Source organism: Mannheimia glucosida (assembly GCF_046267875.1).
GTDB lineage: Bacteria > Pseudomonadota > Gammaproteobacteria > Enterobacterales > Pasteurellaceae > Mannheimia > Mannheimia glucosida.
This window is the reverse complement of the sequence record NZ_CP176502.1, coordinates 1,858,220-1,878,328: the sequence shown is the minus strand read 5'-3', so window position 1 is coordinate 1,878,328 and position 20,109 is coordinate 1,858,220. Positions and strand designations below refer to the sequence as shown.

17 protein-coding genes and 1 CRISPR repeat array are annotated in these 20,109 nt (G+C 38.6%); of the genes, 15 read left to right on the top strand and 2 right to left on the bottom strand.

Annotated elements, in window-relative coordinates; translation table 11 throughout:
• Positions 1 to 151: 151 nt before the first annotated feature.
• The 14 genes from cas3 (at position 152) to lysS (ending at position 17,114) form a co-directional block, all read left to right on the top strand.
• Positions 152 to 2,440, top strand: coding sequence for a CRISPR-associated helicase Cas3' (gene cas3, locus ACJ7Z2_RS08985; protein WP_409500066.1), 2,289 nt, complete (start codon positions 152 to 154; stop codon positions 2,438 to 2,440).
• A 135-nt stretch (positions 2,441 to 2,575) separates the two neighbouring features.
• On the top strand, positions 2,576 to 3,193 hold the full coding sequence (locus ACJ7Z2_RS08980; RefSeq protein WP_409500065.1) for a TIR domain-containing protein: 618 nt from the start codon (positions 2,576 to 2,578) through the stop codon (positions 3,191 to 3,193).
• Positions 3,194 to 3,205: 12 nt separating this feature from the next.
• Positions 3,206 to 3,703: a TIR domain-containing protein gene (locus ACJ7Z2_RS08975; protein ID WP_409500064.1), complete on the top strand. Its 498-nt coding sequence runs from the start codon at positions 3,206 to 3,208 to the stop codon at positions 3,701 to 3,703.
• 61 nt (positions 3,704 to 3,764) lie between these two features.
• Positions 3,765 to 5,204, top strand: coding sequence for an SIR2 family protein (locus ACJ7Z2_RS08970; RefSeq protein ID WP_409500063.1), 1,440 nt, complete (start codon positions 3,765 to 3,767; stop codon positions 5,202 to 5,204).
• A gap of 56 nt (positions 5,205 to 5,260) precedes the next feature.
• Positions 5,261 to 5,938, top strand: a complete 678-nt coding sequence (gene cas5c / locus ACJ7Z2_RS08965; RefSeq protein ID WP_409500062.1) for a type I-C CRISPR-associated protein Cas5c — start codon at positions 5,261 to 5,263, stop codon at positions 5,936 to 5,938.
• Positions 5,935 to 7,713: a type I-C CRISPR-associated protein Cas8c/Csd1 gene (gene cas8c / locus ACJ7Z2_RS08960; protein WP_409500061.1), complete on the top strand. Its 1,779-nt coding sequence runs from the start codon at positions 5,935 to 5,937 to the stop codon at positions 7,711 to 7,713. The genes cas5c and cas8c overlap by 4 nt, the downstream gene beginning before the upstream one ends.
• 9 nt (positions 7,714 to 7,722) lie before the next feature.
• Positions 7,723 to 8,586 (top strand): type I-C CRISPR-associated protein Cas7/Csd2, encoded by an 864-nt coding sequence (gene cas7c / locus ACJ7Z2_RS08955; RefSeq protein ID WP_409500060.1) that lies wholly within the window; start codon positions 7,723 to 7,725, stop codon positions 8,584 to 8,586.
• The gene (gene cas4, locus ACJ7Z2_RS08950; protein WP_409500059.1) at positions 8,586 to 9,251 is read left to right on the top strand and encodes a CRISPR-associated protein Cas4; all 666 of its coding nucleotides are present in this window, start codon (positions 8,586 to 8,588) and stop codon (positions 9,249 to 9,251) included. The genes cas7c and cas4 overlap by 1 nt, the downstream gene beginning before the upstream one ends.
• A gap of 39 nt (positions 9,252 to 9,290) precedes the next feature.
• Positions 9,291 to 10,760 (top strand): RNA-directed DNA polymerase, encoded by a 1,470-nt coding sequence (locus tag ACJ7Z2_RS08945; protein ID WP_409500058.1) that lies wholly within the window; start codon positions 9,291 to 9,293, stop codon positions 10,758 to 10,760.
• Between the two features lie 8 nt (positions 10,761 to 10,768).
• Complete coding sequence (locus ACJ7Z2_RS08940; RefSeq protein WP_409500057.1) at positions 10,769 to 11,362, top strand: hypothetical protein; 594 nt, start codon at positions 10,769 to 10,771, stop codon at positions 11,360 to 11,362.
• 45 nt (positions 11,363 to 11,407) lie between these two features.
• Positions 11,408 to 12,421 carry a type I-C CRISPR-associated endonuclease Cas1c gene (gene cas1c, locus ACJ7Z2_RS08935; protein ID WP_409500056.1) on the top strand — a complete coding sequence of 338 codons (1,014 nt, stop codon included), beginning with the start codon at positions 11,408 to 11,410 and terminating at the stop codon, positions 12,419 to 12,421.
• Between the two features lie 66 nt (positions 12,422 to 12,487).
• Positions 12,488 to 12,781 (top strand): CRISPR-associated endonuclease Cas2, encoded by a 294-nt coding sequence (cas2, locus tag ACJ7Z2_RS08930; protein ID WP_006248114.1) that lies wholly within the window; start codon positions 12,488 to 12,490, stop codon positions 12,779 to 12,781.
• Positions 12,782 to 12,971: 190 nt separating this feature from the next.
• Positions 12,972 to 13,733: direct repeats of the CRISPR family, unit length 32 nt; unit sequence GCAGCCACCTACGCGTGGCTGTGAATTGAAAC.
• Positions 13,734 to 13,982: 249 nt separating this feature from the next.
• Positions 13,983 to 15,458 carry a ribonuclease G gene (gene rng / locus ACJ7Z2_RS08925; protein ID WP_409500055.1) on the top strand — a complete coding sequence of 492 codons (1,476 nt, stop codon included), beginning with the start codon at positions 13,983 to 13,985 and terminating at the stop codon, positions 15,456 to 15,458.
• A gap of 153 nt (positions 15,459 to 15,611) precedes the next feature.
• Positions 15,612 to 17,114: a lysine--tRNA ligase gene (gene lysS / locus ACJ7Z2_RS08920; RefSeq protein WP_409500054.1), complete on the top strand. Its 1,503-nt coding sequence runs from the start codon at positions 15,612 to 15,614 to the stop codon at positions 17,112 to 17,114.
• A 77-nt stretch (positions 17,115 to 17,191) separates the two neighbouring features.
• Here lysS and ACJ7Z2_RS08915 read toward each other — a convergent pair whose 3' ends face one another.
• Positions 17,192 to 18,265: a homoserine O-acetyltransferase gene (locus ACJ7Z2_RS08915; protein WP_409500053.1), complete on the bottom strand. Its 1,074-nt coding sequence runs from the start codon at positions 18,263 to 18,265 to the stop codon at positions 17,192 to 17,194.
• A 267-nt stretch (positions 18,266 to 18,532) separates the two neighbouring features.
• Here ACJ7Z2_RS08915 and ACJ7Z2_RS08910 point away from each other — a divergent pair, with 267 nt between their 5' ends.
• The gene (locus ACJ7Z2_RS08910) at positions 18,533 to 19,216 is read left to right on the top strand and encodes a vancomycin high temperature exclusion protein (protein WP_409500052.1); all 684 of its coding nucleotides are present in this window, start codon (positions 18,533 to 18,535) and stop codon (positions 19,214 to 19,216) included.
• A 36-nt stretch (positions 19,217 to 19,252) separates the two neighbouring features.
• Here the strand turns inward: ACJ7Z2_RS08910 and purU are convergent, their stop codons facing one another.
• Positions 19,253 to 20,092, bottom strand: coding sequence for a formyltetrahydrofolate deformylase (gene purU, locus ACJ7Z2_RS08905; protein WP_126301926.1), 840 nt, complete (start codon positions 20,090 to 20,092; stop codon positions 19,253 to 19,255).
• Between the last annotated feature and the right edge of the window lie 17 nt (positions 20,093 to 20,109).

Genomic DNA, 20,109 nt, shown 5'->3' with positions numbered 1-20,109 from the left:
AAAATGATTACAAGCGGTCAAATTTTCCTTGAATTTTGCAAGTGAAATTTACGTTTGATTTAGATTAAGAAAATATTATCTAGGGTATATACAGGGAAACTGGTTGGAGGTAGTATTGTATGTATTAGGAAAGAAATATTGAAGGTATAAAATGGAAGAACATACTATTCAGTCTTTTTATGCCCATTCGGGGAAGCTTTCAGATCATTCAGATTGGCAAACTTTACTCAGCCACGCCAATAATGTTGGCTTGCTTGCCGCCGAATTTGCTGCGCCGTTTGCTTCACAAGAAATTGCTCGCTGCACGGGGCTATTGCACGATTTGGGCAAATATAGTGAACGTTACCAAAAGCGTTTACATGGCGGAGAACGGGTAAATCACTCTACTGCCGGTGCAAAAATTGCAGTGGAACGTTGGGGGCCTCTGGGCAAAATGATGGCGTTTTGCATTGCAGGACACCACGCTGGGTTAGCAAATGGTTCTGGAGAAGGGAAAAATCGTTCTACACTCACACAACGTTTGCAAGAGCAATTTGGCTATGGTCATAAAGATCTACCGGTACTTGACGCTATTTGGCAGCAGGAACTTAATTTGCCTGAAAAATTGCCCTTACCGCCGTTAAAGCCTTCTAAAAACGAACCTTTCTTTTCTTACGCCTTTTTTATCCGAATGCTCTATTCTTGCCTTGTTGATGCGGATTTTCTTGATACAGAAGCTTTTTATGCCAATCTTGAAAAAAGACCGCTTGAACGAGGACATTACCCAAATTTAACCGCACTCCATCAGCAATTTAATCAATTTATTGTACAGTTTAGGGAGCGAATTGCCATTCAAACGCCTAATACGCAGGAAGCGCAACGTAAAGCGGAAGTAAACCGCTTGCGGAGTGAAATTTTGGATTATGCCGTATCTCAAGCAAAACAGGAAACAGGCCTGTTTTCTCTGACTGTGCCAACGGGCGGAGGAAAAACCTTTACTTCAATGGCGTTTGCCCTTGAGCATGCTAAACAGTATGCTTTACGCCGCATTATTTATGTTATTCCGTTTACCAGCATTATTGAACAAAATGCTGCGGAATTTCGTAAAGCTTTTGGCGAGCTGGGAGAAGAGGCTGTATTGGAGCATCACAGCACTTTTGATCACGATAGCCTACCTGATAAATCAAGCCGAGATAAGCTGAAATTGGCATCGGAAAATTGGGATGCACCGATTGTCGTCACCACAGCAGTGCAATTCTTTGAAAGTTTGTTTGCCGACCGTTCTTCACGTTGCCGCAAATTGCACAACATCGCCGGCAGCGTGATTATTTTGGACGAAGCCCAAATGCTACCGTTGAATTTATTACGCCCAATTATGGCTGCGATTGATGAATTAGCTCGCAATTATCAATGTTCGGTAGTGCTTTGCACAGCGACACAACCTGCTATTCATCAAGCGAACGGTTTTTATAAAGGATTTGAAAATGTGCGAGAAATTGCCCCTAATCCAACCGCACTTTTTGAAAAATTGAAACGTACTACGGTAAAGCATATCGGTATTCAAACAGATGTGGAGTTGCAAAGCAAACTCGCAGATAACCCACAAATGCTGATAATCGTGAATAACCGCCGTCATGCCCGAGCGTTATATGATTCAGCGAAACAGTTAGAGGGAGCTTATCACCTCACCACGCTAATGTGTGCCAAACACCGCTCACAAACGCTGACTGAAATTCGTCTTCGCCTAAAACAAAACCTACCTTGCCGAGTGATTGCCACTTCTTTAATTGAAGCTGGTGTTGATGTCGATTTCCCACTGGTTATGCGAGCTGAAGCAGGACTAGATTCAGTGGCTCAAGCAGCAGGGCGTTGCAACCGAGAGGGAAAACGTTTAGCTGTAGAAAGCAATGTTTGGGTTTTCCAACCGGAAGAACAGTGGAAAGCTCCGCCAGAGTTGGGGCTACTTTCTGGCTGTATGCGTTCAACGGTTCAGGTTCACGCAGATGATCTACTTAATCCGCAAGCAATCAATCATTATTTCCAAGCGGTTTATGAGGCTAAAGGAAAAGAGCTGGATAAGCCAAATATTTTAAAGGCGTGTCACGATGCAGGGCAAAGCCTCAATTTCCCATTCCAAAACATAGCAGAAGATTTCCGAATGATCACAAGCCATTTAATTCCGGTGATTATCCCTTTCGACCAAGAAGCCGAAAACCTTATTGACCGTTTACGCTATGCGGATCAAGTAGGCGGTATTTTAAGAAAACTCCAGCCTTACATTGTGCAAGTACCAGAAAAAGCATTAGCCGAACTCTATAACGCTGGCAGAGTTGAAGCTATTAATGAAACCAACTTCGGCAAACAGTTTTACTGCTTAATTGGAATGGATTTGTATGATGAGGTGGCAGGGTTGAGTTGGGAGAATGTGGATTTTCTTGAGGCGGAGAACAGTGTTTTTTAAAAGTAATTATATAATTTTTGAATATATAGAAGGAGGGATAAATTATTTTAATCAGATAATATTGTTATTTTCAAGGTCATCTGAATTTTAATCAGATATTTTTATTTCTATGGGAACAATAAAATGGAGAATTTTATGGGGCGTAAAATTTTTATTTCGTATAAATATAGTGATAATGCTGTTAAACGATTATCACCATACAAAGAAGCAACGGCACGTGATTATGTTGATATTCTTCAAAATAAGCTGGAAAGAGATGGTATTCATGTTAACAAAGGAGAAAAAGATAACGAAAGTTTAGCTCAGTTTAAAGATGAGACAATTCAAACCAAGTTATCAGATAAAATTTTTGATAGCTCAGTAACCATAGTGCTACTTTCTCCAAATATGAAAGAACGATGGAGTTCAGAAGATGAACAATGGATTCCTTGGGAAATTTCGTATTCTTTAAAGAATAAAAAGAGAGCCTTATCTACAAGCAAGAGAAATGCAATTTTATTAGTGGCTTTACCTGATCAATATGGTAATTATAGCTATGTTAACCAGCCTAATTTCTATTTCAATATTATTAAAAATAATAGAAATAATTTGAAGTATGAATATCCAGCAGAATATTTAACAAATGGATGCTCTTATTCATATATGCTTCAATGTACTTGGGATAATTTTATTTCCAATATTAATGGTTGGATTAATGCAGTAGTAGAGATTAAAGAGCATGCCGAGCATTACATTATTAATACAAAAATTTAAGGAGGTGTACCAATGACTTATTTTACTAAACAAGAAGCAAGAGATTTAGCCAAACGAGTGGTATCATCTTTTGAGAGCTATTCCAGTAAGTTGGAAAGTATAGTCGAAAGTCAGCGATACCAATCTAACTTCGATGTATTTTTATCTCATTCAATTAAAGATGAAGATTTAGTTTTAGGAGTGGTTAAAATTTTAGAAGGAATGGGAAAAAGAGTTTATGTCGATTGGATTGTTGACAAGCAACTTTCTCGTGATTCTGTTACCCCTGAAACAGCAGAAACATTACGTAAACGAATGAAGAAGTCATCACATTTGCTTTATTTGGCGACTGATAGTTCTTCATCATCTAAATGGATGCCTTGGGAATTAGGTTATTTCGATGGAATGAAACCAGAGAAAGTAGCTATTTTGCCTTTAGTTGACTCTATTTACAGCTCATTTAAAGGACAAGAGTATTTAGGACTTTATCCTGCTCTAGATAAAGATGGGCTAAAACAGTTTTTGAGATAACATTTTTAGGCTTTGGGAGAGCTACTCCCAAAGTCTAATTCTTAATTCAAATGAGGTTTGTATGAAATTTACATCTAAACAGAAAAAGTTCATCAATGATTTTGTTATAGAAATAAAAAATGGTGATGCAGCAATTTTGGCTGGAGCGGGTTTGTCTGCGTCTGCTGGTTTTGTTAATTGGAAAGAATTATTAAGAGATTTAGCAGATGAATTAAAACTTGATGTAGAGAAAGAACATGATTTAGTTGGATTAGCCCAGTATTATTTTAATAAATACAAAAGGGGAAAAATAAATAACAAGATAATTAATGAATTTACTACTCTGAGACAAGGTAGTGATAACCATAAACTTCTATCTAAAATGGGTATTAATACTTTTTGGACAACTAATTATGACCAATTGATTGAGAAGACTTTAGAGGCAGATGGAAAAACTGTCGAGAAAAAAATTAGAAATGAAGATTTCTCAAGAAATATTAAAAAGAAAGATGCTATTGTTTATAAAATGCATGGTGACAAAGATTCTCCTGATGAAGCAGTTTTGATTAAAGATGACTATGAAACCTATCAAGACAAAAAAGAACTGTTCGCCACTGCTTTGCGTGGAGATTTACTTTCAAAGACATTTTTATTTATTGGATTTAGTTTTGATGACCCGAATTTGGAATACATTCTCGGAAGAATCAAAGTGTTACTAAAAGACAATACCCCTACACATTATTGTTTTTTCAAAGAAGTTACGAGGCAAGATTTTCCTGACGAAGAAAGCTATTTATATGCAAAAATCAAGCAAGAGTTAAAAATAGAGGATTTGGTCAGATATGGAATACATTCAATTCTAGTTGAGGAATATTCAGACATTACCGATATTCTGAAAGAAATTGAAAAACGTCTAAAGCGTAGTCATATTTTTATTTCAGGGGCTGCGCATACATATGAACCATTTAATGAAGAAAGAGCTAAAGAGCTTATCCATAAACTTAGTTATAAATTGGCAGAAAGAGAATACAAAATTATTTCAGGATATGGATTAGGTATTGGTAGCATGGTTATCAATGGGGCATTGGAATACAAGTATCAGTCAAATTATAGAAATTTAGATGATTTATTAATTTTAAGACCTTTTCCACAAATTCAATCGGGGGATAAATCTATTTCTGAGAGATGGACTGATTACAGACATGAAATTATTTCCCAAGCTGGTATCGCTATTTTTATGTTTGGAAATAAGCTAGATAGAGAAGGAACAACAGTTCCATCGAACGGCATGAAAGAGGAATTTGATATTTGTTTAACCCATAACGTAATACCTATACCGATTGGGTGTACTGGTTCAATATCAAAAGAACTATGGGATGATGTTATACAAAATCATCAACATCTATATTCAAATAATGAATCTTTGATAGCTGAACTTAAAGCCATCGGAAACGATGATATTTCAAATGAAGAAATAATTTCAAAAGTTATTGCAATTGTGAGTAAATTGCAAAATTTATAGCAAATTTAGCTGCTTGATACCTTCTGAAAAAAATAAACAACAAAACGGAGGCTTTCATGCCAAACAAAATCAAACTCCATATTTGGGGTGATTATGCTTGTTTTACCCGTCCTGAAATGAAGGTAGAACGGGTGTCTTATGATGTGATTACGCCGTCTGCGGCACGGGGGATTTTGGCGGCGGTGCATTGGAAACCAGCGATTCGCTGGGTGATTGATAAAATTTATGTATTACAACCGATTCAATTTGAGTCTGTTCGCCGTAATGAGTTAGGCAGTAAAATTTCTGCCACTAAAATCAGTGGGGCAATGAAACGTAAAACAGTGGCGGATTTATATACCGTGATTGAAGATGACCGCCAACAACGTGCTGCCACTGTGCTGAAAAATGTCGGTTATGTGATCGAAGCTCACGCAGTGCTGACCAAAATGGCGGGAGAGGCAGAAACCGTCACCAAGCATATTGAAATGTTTAAACGCCGTGCGAAAAAGGGGCAATGCTTCCAACAGCCTTGTATGGGTGTGCGTGAATTTGCGGCAAATTTTGCCTTGATTGATGACGATGAACCGTTACCTGAGTGTTTTTTGGCAGAAAATGAGCAAGATCGGGATTTAGGCTGGATGTTGCACGACATTGATTTTGAGCACGGTAATCAACCTCGTTTCTTCCGTGCGGAAATGAAAAATGGCGTGATTGATGTGCCACCATTTTATGCAGAGGAGGTGAAATCATGATTCTCTCCGCTTTAACCCGCTATTATTACCGTCTTGCAGCACAAGAAGATCGTTCAACAGGCGAAGCCAAGGTACCTTCCTATGGTTTTAGTGAAGAAAAAATCGGTTGGGTACTAGAATTGGATTCAAAGGGAAATTTGGTAAATGTCATTCCAAATTTAACCGCTGACAAGAAACCCAAACCGAAATTGATGAGTGTCCTCCGCCCTGAAAAACGCACATCAGGCATTAAACCCAATTTTTTATGGGATAAAACCGCTTATGTGTTAGGCGTGGAAAGCAATCAAGATAAAGCCACCGCCAAAGATCAACCTATCAATTTCGCTGAGAAAACCTTTGAGGCATTTAAACAGTACCATTTGGATTTGCTTGCGGATTCCAATGATGAAGGTTTAGTTGCGATAAAAAATTTCCTGCAACAGTGGCAACCAGAACACTTTGCCGAATCAATCTGCCCAATCGAAATACTTGATGCGAATGTCGTGTTTAAATTAGTCGGCACAAGCGGTTATATTCATCAGCGAGAAGCCGCTCAAACCCTTTGGGGGTGTTTGCTGGTTAGCGAAGAGAGCGAACAAGGGTTGTGCCTAATCAGTGGCGAAATTGCCCCGATTGCACGTCTCCACCCTGCAATTAAAGGTGTTTATGGCGGGCAAAGTGCGGGCGGTTCAATCATCTCTTTTAATAAAGAATCTTTCACCTCATTTGGCAAGGAACAAGGTAGTAATGCCCCGGTTTCTGAACAAGCCGCCTTTGCCTATACCGCAGCGTTAAATTATTTGTTACGCACCGAGAAACATCGTTTAACTATTGGCGATGCGAGTACCGTCTTTTGGGCGGAAGCAGATAATACCACCCAAGCAGAAGCTGCCGAAGGGTTCTTTGCTGCCCTAATGACCCCACCTGATGACGATCAAGAAAACCAAAAAATCTTTGATGAATTGCAAAAAATCAGCAAAGGACGACCGCTTGCAGAAATTTCCCCAGAATTATCTGAAAACACCCGTTTTTATGTGTTGGGACTTGCTCCGAATGCGGCTCGCATTTCTGTTCGTTTTTGGCTGGATACTACCTTTGGGCAACTGGCAAAAAATCTTAGTGAACATTGGCAAGATCTCGCCATTGAGCCTTGTGCATGGAAAAATCCCCCCTCCATCTGGCGACTGTTATTACAAACTGCTTCATTAGGTAAAAGTGAGAATATTTCCCCTGTTTTGGCGGGCGAAATGGCTCGGGCGGTTATTAGTGGTCATTTATATCCAATGAGCTTGCTTTCTCAGCTGGTGACTCGAATCCGAGCAGACGGAGATATTAACGGCTTGCGAGTAGCATTGATGAAAGCAGTATTACAACGAAAATTTAGAAAAGGTTTTATTAAAGAAGGAGTTCCTATGAGCTTGAATAAAGAAAGCGATAACCACGCTTACTTGCTCGGCAGGTTATTTGCGGTATTAGAAAGAATCCAAACCCAAGCGTTAGGTGAATTAAATGCCGGCATTGCCGACCGCTATTATGGTTCTGCGTCTGCTGTGCCGTTTTCGGTGTTCCCTCGCTTATTAAGCGGAGCAAAACATCATTTATCTCGCTTGAGAAAAGATAAGGGCGGAATGGCAGTTAATCTGGATAAGGATTTAGGTGAGATTATTGCCAGCTTGCCGGAAAATTTCCCTCGCCATTTAAGTATCGATGAGCAAGGGCGTTTTGCGATTGGTTATTACCACCAAAAACAAAGCTATTTTGCCAAAAAAGAAACCACCGAATCTATTGAAAACTAAGGAAACACTATGTCTATTAAAAACCGCTATGAATTTGTTTTTTTCTTTGATGTTACTAACGGCAACCCAAATGGTGACCCGGACGCAGGCAATATGCCACGCCTTGATCCTGAAACCAGTAAAGGCTTAGTCACCGATGTTTGCCTAAAACGCAAAATCCGCAATTTTATTGAAATGAGCTATGAAAACGAGGCAGGTTACGAAATCTATGTTAAAGAAAAAAGTGTTCTGAATTTACAAAACAAACGTGCTTATGAAGCATTAGGGATTGAATCGGAAGCGAAAAAACTACCAAAAGAGGAAGCTAAAGCTCGAGAAATTACCTCTTGGATGTGCAAAAACTTCTTTGATATCCGTACTTTTGGGGCAGTGATGACCACAGAAGTGAACAGTGGACAGGTGCGAGGCCCTGTGCAATTGGCGTTCGCTCAATCTATTGATCCGATTATTCCACTTGAGGTTTCTATTACCCGAATGGCAGTAACCAATGAGAAGGATCTTGAAAAAGAACGTACTATGGGACGTAAATACATCGTACCTTACGCACTTTATCGTGTACACGGCTTTATCTCCGCTAAACTCGCTGAAAAAACGGGCTTTTCTGATGAAGACGTACAAAAACTTTGGCAAGCCTTGCAACTTATGTTTGAACACGACCGTTCTGCCGCACGAGGCGAAATGGCAGCACGCAAATTAGTTGTGTTTAAACACGACAGCGAATTAGGCAACCAACCTGCACACAAACTGTTTGACTCGGTAAAAGTTGAGCGAATCAACGGTGAAAAAGACACACCTGCGAAAGGCTATGATGACTACCGTATCAGCGTGGAAGCTGAAGGTTTAAATGGCGTAACCGTTGAAGAATTATTGTAATGGACGATTTACAAAATTCTGTGGAAATTTTACCGCTTGTCCAGCCCCAATTTGGCAATGACAAGCGGTCAATTTCGCTTTCCGCTTTGCAACACTACGCCTTCTGCCCACGTCAATGTGCCTTGATCCACAATGAACAGGCGTGGGCAGAAAACTATCTCACTGCACAAGGTCAAGCGTTGCACGAGCGAGTGGATAGCGGTGAGCCGGAAACCCGAAAAGGTATTCGCTTTGAGCGAACGGTTCACGTTGCAGCGGAAAAATTAGGCATAAGTGGCATTTTGGATTTGGTTGAGCGAGACCTAAAAACTGGCGAACTTAAGCCTGTGGAATATAAACGTGGTAAGCCCAAACTTGAGCCAATTGACGAAATCCAGCTTTGCGCCCAAGCCTTATGTTTGGAAGAAATGACAGGGCAAACCATTAACGAAGGGGCATTGTGGTATATGCAAACTCGCCACCGTTTGCCGATCATTTTTTCCTTAGAATTACGCACCAAAACCCTTGCCACCATTGTCGAAGTGCGGTCGCTACTAAACAGTGGAAAAACACCACCGCCCACCTACCACAAAGGCTGTAAAGCCTGCTCGCTGATCGAACTCTGCCAACCACAGTTGTTGGAAAGGGATAGATCGGAAAGGTATGTGGTGGGGATTTTTGGATAAGATGAATCATAAAATAAGTATCTATGTGAGATAAATAAAATGGATAGAAAGACAGTTTTAGAATTAACAGCAGATGAGGCAAAGAAATTTTTCTTAAAACATGAAAGTTACTGCAATATTGATTTGCCAAAATATTTTTCATTTTCAGAATTATTAGAAAAAATATCCAATGAATTTGAAGGAAAAGATTTATTAAATGATTTCTGTCAGTCTAAGGGGGCAATGAGTAAACAGGAGAGTGTAAATTATTTATTATATGCTAATAAAGACGGAAAGCTCTCATGGAGACCTTTACAAATTATTCATCCATTAGTGTATGTGGCATTAGTCCATGAAATAACTAAAGAAAATAATTGGGAAAAACTACGAACTCGATTTAGAAAATTCCAAAATAATGAAAAAATAAAATGCTTAAGTGTTCCTATTCAATCTGATAATCAAAAATCAGATAAAGCTCAGCAGATTTCTTATTGGTGGGAACAGGTTGAACAGCAATCTATTTTGCTTTCATTGGAATACGATTATATTTTTGATACTGATGTCGCTGATTGTTATGGTTCAGTTTATACACACGCTATTGCTTGGTCTGTAGAAGGTAGAGAAAATGCCAAAGAAAATAGGAAGGACGGACTTGGGAATTACATAGATAAGAGTATTCAAAATGCTCAATATGGGCAAACTAATGGTATTCCGCAAGGATCAGTGCTAATGGATTTTATTGCTGAAATTATATTAGGCTATATTGATAGAATTTTAGGTGTTATTCTAAAAAAACAAAAAATAAAAGATTATAAAATTTTGCGCTATCGCGATGATTATAAAATATTCATTCAGAATCCTAATGATGGAGAGAAAATTCTAAAACTTCTAGCCGAAATTATGATGCCATTTGGCTTTAAATTAAATTCAAGTAAGACGAAAGGTAGTCAAGATGTGATTACTCAATCCATTAAAAAAGACAAATTGGCTTGGCTTAGTGTTCCACAAAATAATGGAATAAGTTTACAGAAACAAATCTTATTAATTAGACAGCATAGTATCAATTATCCTAATTCAGGAAGTTTAAATACTGTGCTTAATAAGTTTGATAAGAAATTAGAAAAAATTAATAAAATACAGAGTATTGAACAGATTATTAGTATTGTTACTGATATTGCATATCACAATCCCAAAGTCATTCCAGTTTGTTGTGCCATTATTAGTAAGTTATTAGATAAGCTAAATAACGATAAATCTATTGCTAAACTTGTTCATCAAAAATTAAGTAGAACACCTAACTCAGGTTTTACTCAAATCTGGTTACAACGAATGCTTAAAGCAAATTTAGATGATTATGACTTTTCGGAAAAAATGTGTAATTTACAAGGGGACTCTTTATGGAATAATGATTGGGTAAAAGGAAGAAAAATGCTTAATATTCTAAATAACTCACTAATTTTTAATAAAGATAAGTTTGATGAGTTAAATGATGTTATTCAAAATGAGGAAATTAATATTTTTGATTATTAGGTTGATTAATGAGCTATTTAGATAAAAACTGGGAAAAATTCTTGTCTTCAAAAGAATTAAAAGGGAATTTAATCTCAATTTCTCTTTTTATAACTACATTTGAGTTATTTAAAAAAAGAATTATCGATATGCCAGTAGAGTTTTTTAGTAATGGATTTGATAAGGATAAGGGATGGATTCTAAGTCAAGAAGAGTATGAGAAAAATATTTTAATAAAGAATAAGAACTACCTATATGGTTCATTGCTTTGGTTTAAGGAATTGAATGCAATAGATCAAAAAGATATAGATGAATTTGATAAAATAAGAAAGCATAGGAATGAGTTAGCTCATGATCCTTTTAGTTTTATTAGTGAATCAGAAAAAAATTTGGATGTTGAAAAATTCTCAAATTTAATTGATTTATTAATAAAGATAGAAAAATGGTGGTTTATAAATTTTGAATGCGAAATTACCCCTGATATTTATACAAAATCTCTAAAACTAGATGAAGTTATAACTCCCTCTCAATGGCAATTAAAACTATTATTCGACATTGCTTTAGGAAACGAACCAGAAGAAAATTTTTACTTAAATCATTTTATTAATAATAAATCGCTTTAATATTTTATAATTTAAGGTGCGGTCAAAATCTAAGGATTTTTTACAATGCGCAAACTCCAAAACACTCTCTATATCACCACCCAAGGTAGCTACTTGCATAAAGAGCGAGAAACCTTGGTGGTGGAGCAAGATCGGAAGAAAGTGGCACAGTTGCCGATTCATTCCATTGGGCATATTTTTTGTTTTGGCAATGTGTTGGTGTCGCCGTTTTTAATGGGATTTTGTGGCGAAAATAACGTAAATTTAGCGTTTTTTACCGAAAATGGGCGTTATCTTGGGCGGTTGCAGGGGCGGCAAAGTGGTAATGTATTGTTACGCCGAGCCCAGTATAAAAAGTCGGAGACCAACCCTGTTCCTGTGGCTCGCAACATCATTGCAGCCAAAATTCAAGCATCTAAGCGGGTGTTACAACGGCAAATTCGTAATCACGGCGAAAATGCTGACCTTCAATCGACAATTACCGCATTAAATTACAGCCTGCAACAGTTGAAAACTGCGGATAATTTGGATTTGATTCGAGGTATTGAGGGTGATGCAGCTTCCCGTTATTTTGGAGTGTTTTCTCATCTTCTCAAAGAAAATAGTGGTTTCCACTTTGACGGACGCAATCGCCGTCCACCTCGTGACGGTGTGAATGCTTTGCTTTCATTTCTTTATAGCATTGTAGGAAAAGATATTAGCGGGGCATTGCAAGGTGTAGGGCTTGATCCCCAGATTGGCTTTTTGCACGCAGATCGACCGGGTCGAGATAGCTTGGCTCAAGATATTTTGGAGGAATTTCGTGCGTGGTGGGTAGACAGAATGGTGCTGTCGCTGATCAATCGAGGGCAGGTTAAGCCGGATGATTTTGTGACGGAAGCCAGTGGTGCGGTAACGCTCAAGCCTGAAGCAAGAAAATTACTATTTCAAACCTTGCAAGCGAAAAAACAAGAAAAAATCATCCACCCATTTTTAGAGGAAGAAGTGGAAATCGGCTTGTTACCTTATATCCAAGCGATGTTATTGGCTCGTCATTTGCGTGGCGATTTGGCAGAATATCCGCCGTTTTTAATGCGTTAAAATCTGCAAAATTTTGTTGAAATTTGACCGCTTGTTTCTGTTTTATTTATTGAGGAATTGGCAACTATGTTGATGTTGATTACCTACGACATTTCATTTGATGACCCAGAAGGGCAGGCTCGCCTACGCCGTATTGCTAAGCATTGTTTGGATTATGGTGTACGGGCGCAATATTCTGTGTTTGAGTGTGATGTTACCCCCGCTCAGTGGGTAACACTGAAAAATAAATTATTAGCAACTTATAACCCTGATTGTGATAGTTTGCGCTTTTACCACTTAGGCAGTAAATGGCGTAATAAAGTCGAACACCACGGTGCAAAACCGTCAGTGGATATTTTTAAAGATACGTTAATTTTATAAATCGCTAACCTGTTGTTCTCATAAAAATGCTGGAAGGTTAGCGAATATACATTGTTCTTTAATAATCAAGGAATTAGAAAAAATAAAGTACAGTATATTGGCGATATGCTATACTTTTTCCACTCTCTACAAAACGTTAGCGAATAAAGGGCTAAAAAGCCTGATATTTCAAAATGTTATCTAGTAGGGAGCAGCCACCTACGCGTGGCTGTGAATTGAAACTTAACTTGTCGCCACTTAGAGACTGGTGATGGAAGCAGCCACCTACGCGTGGCTGTGAATTGAAACTCTATATCCTGCTCGTTATTTAGCTTTGGGTCTGGCAGCCACCTACGCGTGGCTGTGAATTGAAACCTTGGTGGTTGCCCCGTTGTCGGAAATAAAGGCAAGCAGCCACCTACGCGTGGCTGTGAATTGAAACCGAATATCGAGCTATTGGAGGTGCGAAATGCAATGCGCAGCCACCTACGCGTGGCTGTGAATTGAAACTATTGTCCCATATTTAGCTTGGTGATAAGCCATAGCAGCCACCTACGCGTGGCTGTGAATTGAAACTTTGTTTTTTGATTGATATTGACATTTTACTATGCAGCCACCTACGCGTGGCTGTGAATTGAAACAAATCATAATTTACACCATTCGGCATTGTAAGTAGGCAGCCACCTACGCGTGGCTGTGAATTGAAACCGCATTGACAGCACCTCGCCCTGTTATTTTAGCAGGCAGCCACCTACGCGTGGCTGTGAATTGAAACTTGATGTTTTATATTTCTCGTACAAGTATGCGGAGCAGCCACCTACGCGTGGCTGTGAATTGAAACTTAGGTATCCAGCCTGTCTATGGTGTTACCCACGCAGCCACCTACGCGTGGCTGTGAATTGAAACGTTGGCTCGGTCGATTTGGTCTGACATAGTCGTCCGCAGCCACCTACGCGTGGCTGTGTATTGAAACGGTGTACCCACAAATCCTATGTTTTCGCCATTGGCTGCTACCTTCGCATCAATATATATTGAAATATCAATGGCAAATTTGTATGTTGTTAATTAGACTGATTGCATCTGCTATGTATCATAGTAATGACGAAAATATTCTATTTTGCAAAAAATAATCAGAAATTACCCGCTTGTTCGAACTGAGTTTTTGTTTTCTAAGATGTGAAATGATACACTTTAGATAGTTTTAAAATATAGAGACAGTAAGATGAGTAGTACGGAATTATTAGTGAATGTTACCCCAAGCGAAACAAGGGTAGCGTTGGTAGAAAACGGAATATTGAAAGAATTACATATTGAGCGGGAAGCTAAACGCGGGATTGTTGGTAATATTTATAAGGGAAGGGTGACAAGGGTATTACCAGGTATGCAATCTGCTTTTGTGGATATCGGCTTGGAGAAGGCTGCTTTTTTGCACGCTTCTGACATCGTTTCGCATACGGAATGTGTTGATGAAAATGAAAAGAAGCAATTTCTGGTTAAAGATATTTCTGAATTGGTGCGTGAAGGGCAAGATATAGTTGTACAAGTAGTGAAAGATCCAATTGGTACTAAAGGAGCTAGGCTCACTACTGATATTACGTTACCATCTCGTTATTTAGTGTTTATGCCAGAAAATAGCCATGTGGGAGTATCTCAGCGGATTGAAAGTGAAGAAGAGCGTGCTCGTTTAAAAAGCTTGGTTGAGCCTTATTGTGATGAACTTGGGGGCTTTATTGTACGTACCGCTGCAGAAGAGGCAACTGAAGAAAGTTTAAAGCAAGATGTTGAATTTTTAAAACGGTTGTGGCGTAAAGTATTAGAACGAAAAGGGAAATATTCCGCAAAATCAATGCTTTATGGAGAGCTTGCGCTTGCTCAAAGGGTACTGCGTGATTTTATTGGTACACATATCAATTCGGTTAGAATCGATTCAAAGCTAACTTATGAGCAAGTGCGAGAATTTTTAGCTGAGTTTATGCCAGAATTAACGGATTGTGTCACTCTCTATACCGGTCAACAGACCTTATTTGATGCCTATGGCGTAGAAAAGGCAATTCAAAAAGCATTAGATAAACGAGTTGATTTAAAATCCGGAGGCTATTTAATTATTGAGCAAACCGAAGCGATGACGACCATTGATATTAATACTGGTGCTTTTGTCGGACATCGTAACCTTGCACATACGATTTTCAACACAAATATTGAAGCAACTCAAGCAATCGCACACCAGCTACAGTTGCGCAATTTAGGTGGTATTATCATTATTGATTTTATTGATATGCAAGAGGAAGAGCATCGTGAAAGAGTGTTACAATCTTTAAAAGAAGCTCTAAAAGGCGATCGAGTCAAAACCAATGTGAATGGCTTTACTCAGCTTGGATTGGTGGAGATGACCCGAAAACGTACGAGGGAAAGTCTAGAGCGAATTCTTTGTTGCGATTGCCAAGCTTGCCAAGGGCGTGGCACAGTGAAAACTGTAGAGACGGTTTGCTATGAAATTATGCGTGAAATTGTGCGTGTACATCATTTGTTTAAGACAGAAAATATTCACGTTTATGCAGCTAAAGATGTTGCTGAATATTTAATTAACGAGGAAAGCCACGCATTATTGGCTGAGCTTCAGGCGTTTATCGGTAAAAAAATTGAGATTAAACTTGAGCCATATTATCATCAAGAGCAGTTTGATGTGGTCGTGATGTAATCTATTACTTGGTTGAGGCTAAATAGTTAGCCTCAATATCGTTAGTTACAAAAAATTTAGAAAATCTGACCGCTTGTTTCCTATCCAAATTCCTCAAAATAACGTATAATCGTCCAGCTTTATTTATCCTTTTTTGAAATCTAAGGTAATTCAATGTCTGAAGTAGAAAATCAAGAATTAGATCTAAACGGTGAAATGTTAGCCCGCCGTGAAAAATTAAACAAAATCCGTGAGCAGGGTAACGCATTTCCAAATACATTCCGTCGTGATGCGTTAGCCAAAGAGCTGCACGCTCAATATGATGCAGTGGAAGGTGAAGCCTTAAAAGAACAGAATATTCAAGTGAAAGTTGCCGGTCGTATTATGTTAAAACGAGTAATGGGTAAGGCATCTTTCTTTACCATTCAAGATGTAAGTGGTGCAATTCAGCTTTATGTAGCTCGTGATAACTTAAGTGACAGCGTTTACGAAGAAAAAGTCAGCCTTTGGGATTTAGGCGACATCGTGGGCGTCGAAGGTGCGTTATTTAAAACCAAAACCGGTGAATTAACGGTTCGTTGCTCTGAAGTTCAACTTTTAACCAAGTCTTTACGCCCGTTGCCGGATAAACATCACGGTTTAACGGATTTAGAAACTCGTTATCGTCAGCGTTATTTAGACTTGATTTCTAATGAAGAATCTCGCCGTACTTTTATGATCCGCTCGCAAGTGGTTTCTGGTATTCGTAAATTCTTCTTAGAAAGAGACTTTATTGAAGTTGAAACGCCAATGTTACAAGTGATCCCGGGCGGTGCGGCAGCGAAGCCTTTTATCACTCATCATAATGCGTTAGATGTGGATATGTACCTGCGTATTGCACCAGAGCTTTATTTAAAACGCTTAGTAGTGGGCGGTTTTGAGCGAGTATTTGAGCTTAACCGTAACTTCCGTAACGAAGGGGTTTCAGTACGCCACAATCCTGAATTTACAATGATTGAGTACTACCAAGCCTATGCGGATTATCACGATTTAATGGATAACACCGAAGAGCTGTTACGCCAATTAGCACTCGATATTCTTGGTACGACTGATGTGCCTTATGGCGATTATGTATTCGATTTCGGCAAGCCGTTTGAACGTATTACGATGCACGATGCGATCGTGAAATATGGCAATGGCATTCAACGTGAAGATTTAGACAGCTTCGAGAAAAGTGTGGAAATTGCGAAAGGTTTAGGCATTGAAATCCAAAAATCTTGGGGACTAGGCTCAGTAGTTAATGCGATTTTTGAAGAAGTAGCAGAACACCAATTAATTCAGCCAACTTTCTTGATGGCTCACCCGGCAGAAATTTCACCACTAGCTCGCCGTAATGATGAAAACCCGGACGTAACTGACCGTTTTGAGTTATTTATCGGTGGTCGTGAAATCGGTAACGGTTTCTCAGAATTAAACGATGCAGAAGACCAGGCAGAGCGTTTTGATGCTCAAGTTGCGGCTAAAGATGCCGGTGATGATGAAGCGATGTTTAAAGATGAAGACTTTATCGTGGCATTAGAACACGGTTTACCGCCAACAGCAGGAGAGGGCTTAGGTATTGACCGATTAGCAATGATTTTTGCTAACGCCCCATCAATTCGTGATGTGATTTTATTCCCGGCGATGCGTCAGAAGTAATCAGAAATAGAACAAAAGCACACTTCGGTGTGCTTTTTTGTATTACAAGCGGTCAAATTTATAATAAAAAATGCAATTTATTTTGCTAATCCTGCTTTAATCATCGGTTCGAAGAAATCGTAATCAACCAAAAAGGCATCGTGTCCGAAATCGGAGTGAAACTCGTGGAACTCCAAATTTACGCCTGCCTGTTCTAATTTTTGTTTGCTCTTATACACGTCAACTTGCTTGAATAGTTGGTCGCTTGTTACCGCTACAAAAGTGTAGTTGGCTTTAATACGTTTTAGGGCAGCTTCCTCGCTTTCATAGCCAAGAGCCGGGTCGTATAAATCTAATGCTCGGAGTAAACGCAGATAAGTATTGGCATCGAAACGACCTAAAAATTTCGTGCCTTGATAGCTTAAATAGGATTCCACTTGGAAATGCTCGCCCCAAATTTGTCCTTGCTGTTTGGTTTCTCGTCCAAAGGCTTTAGCAAGTTGAATATCAGTACGGTAAGTCAGCATACCGAGCATACGGGCGATTTTTAAGCCGTTATCAGGTGCAATGCCATCATAATAGTTCCCAGCGTTAAAGTGTGGATCGTTAATAATAGCTTGGCGCATAACGTGGTTAAAACCGATAGCCTCGGCACTTAGGGTAAGTGACGAACAAAGATTTATAATGTTGCGAACTTTATCAGGGTAACTAATACCCCACTGTGTTGCTTGCATTCCGCCGAAAGATCCCCCTACCACTGCGTGAAGTTGAGGGATTTCTAAATAGTCCAATAATGCTTTTTGTACATTAACAATATCTTGCACTGTAATAATTGGAAACAAACTACCGTAAGGTTTATTGGTTTTAGGGTTAATCGAAGCTGGGCCAGTTGTGCCTTTACAACCGCCTAATACATTACTGCAAATAAAGAAATATTTATCGGTATCAAATGCAAGCCCTTTGCCGATGAAATCTTGCCACCAGCCTTTCTCGGTTGGTGAGTCATAGTAAGGCTCAGCATCACCGGTAAGGGCGTGGCAAAGCAAGACCGCATTGCTTTTCTCTGCATTTAATCTGCCGTAAGTCTGGTAAGCCACTGTGATAGGGGACAGTTCGCCTCCTAATGTGAGTGGTAAAGGTACGTCCTCAAAAAGGGTAATCTGCTGAGTCATAAAAATCCTGTTTGCAAAAAATTCTGCTTTTTTGACCGCTTGTTGTAATGACCGTTAAATTAGCGGTGTTCATTTCAATTGTCAAGAATTTTTAGACGTCTAAACGTCTAGATTTTTAAACGGCTAAAATCAAAATTTTATTGCTGAGAAGATATTTATTACTTAACAAATAACATGAAATAGAATAAATTTATTGAACGATTAGACTATTTTGTTTGTCTCTAATTTACCCATCTTAAATAGGGTAGCAAAAGTAAAGGATCTCATTTGAACCAAACGCGTGATAGGTTAGAAAAATTGCCACTTTTCCATAAAATGCAGCAGTTTATTATTAAGGCATTGAAAATAATTGCAATTTTCCCCTTATTGGGAATAGCTATATTATTAGTGGTTGATTCACTTACAAGTTATATTGTGAGGGATAAAATTTATACAGATAGTAAACAGATTCCTTACCGGGAGTATGCAGTTGTACTCGGTACGGCAAAATTTTACTCTAAAGATGTGATTAACCAATATTATAAATATCGTTTGGAAGCCGCTAAGCAATTAGTCCAAGAAGGAAAGGTCAATCAGCTTTTGTTAAGTGGAGATAATAAAACGCCGTACTATAATGAGCCAAAAACAATGACAAGTGATCTACTTAAAATGGGGATTGCGACTTCAAAAATTAAGCAGGATTATGCGGGGTATACCACTTTTGATTCAATAATTAGGGCTAAAAAAGTATATAAATTACCGCCATTTACGATTATCTCCCAAAAATTCCACTGTGAAAGGGCATTGTTTATTGCAAAATTTAGGGATATTGATGCAATTTGTTATGCTGCTACATATCCAGAGGGGGCTTATCAGGTACGAATACGGGAAATTTTAGCCAGATCGGCAATGGTTTTTAGTTTGTTGATAGGTAAAGAGCCTGAATCATTGGAAGATATCCGTTCTAAATGAGATAGCCGGTCAGATAATGTTGACCGGCTATTTTGCTTATAAAATAATGGTTTTGTTTTTATATACAAATACTTTGTCAGCAAGCACTAATTCTAAGGCTTGGCTAAGTACGGTTTTCTCGACATCACGTCCGGCACGCATCATGGCTTCTGCAGTGTAGGTGTGATCAACATTAATCACATTTTGCATAATAATCGGGCCTTCATCTAATTCATCATTCACAAAATGGGCGGTTGCACCGATAATTTTCACTCCACGTTCGTAAGCTCGGTGGTAAGGTTTTGCACCAATGAAAGCCGGTAAGAAAGAATGGTGAATATTAACAACTCGGTTAGGGTAACGAGCGACAAATTCCGGATTCAGCACCCGCATATATTTAGCCAACACAATATAATCAGGTGAATATTCATCAATTTTTTCCGCTAATAATTTATCGTGTTCCACTCGGGTTAAATTTTCGTGGCTGACTAAATGGAATGGAATATCGAAACGTTCAACTAAACTTTTTAATGTTTCGTGGTTTCCAATCACGGCAGCAATTTCTACATCTAATCCACCATAGTAATTTTTCATCAGTAAGTCGCCTAAACAATGTGCTTCTTTGGTAACTAAAATAACGATACGTTTTCTTTGTTTAGGGAGTAATTTATAGCTTGAGCCTTCAGGTAAGGTAAATTTTAAATCAGCGAGTAAGGTTTCATCATTAAAAATTCCGTTTAATTCGGTACGCATAAAAAAACGTTTAGTTTCATTCTCAACAAATTCAGAATTTTTAATAATATTTAATTGGTGCTTATAGCAAATATTGGTAATTTTAGCGACAAGTCCTGTATCATCAGGACATTCGGTTAATAATATTTTGTGTTGTTGTAGCATTTCATTTCCTATTATAA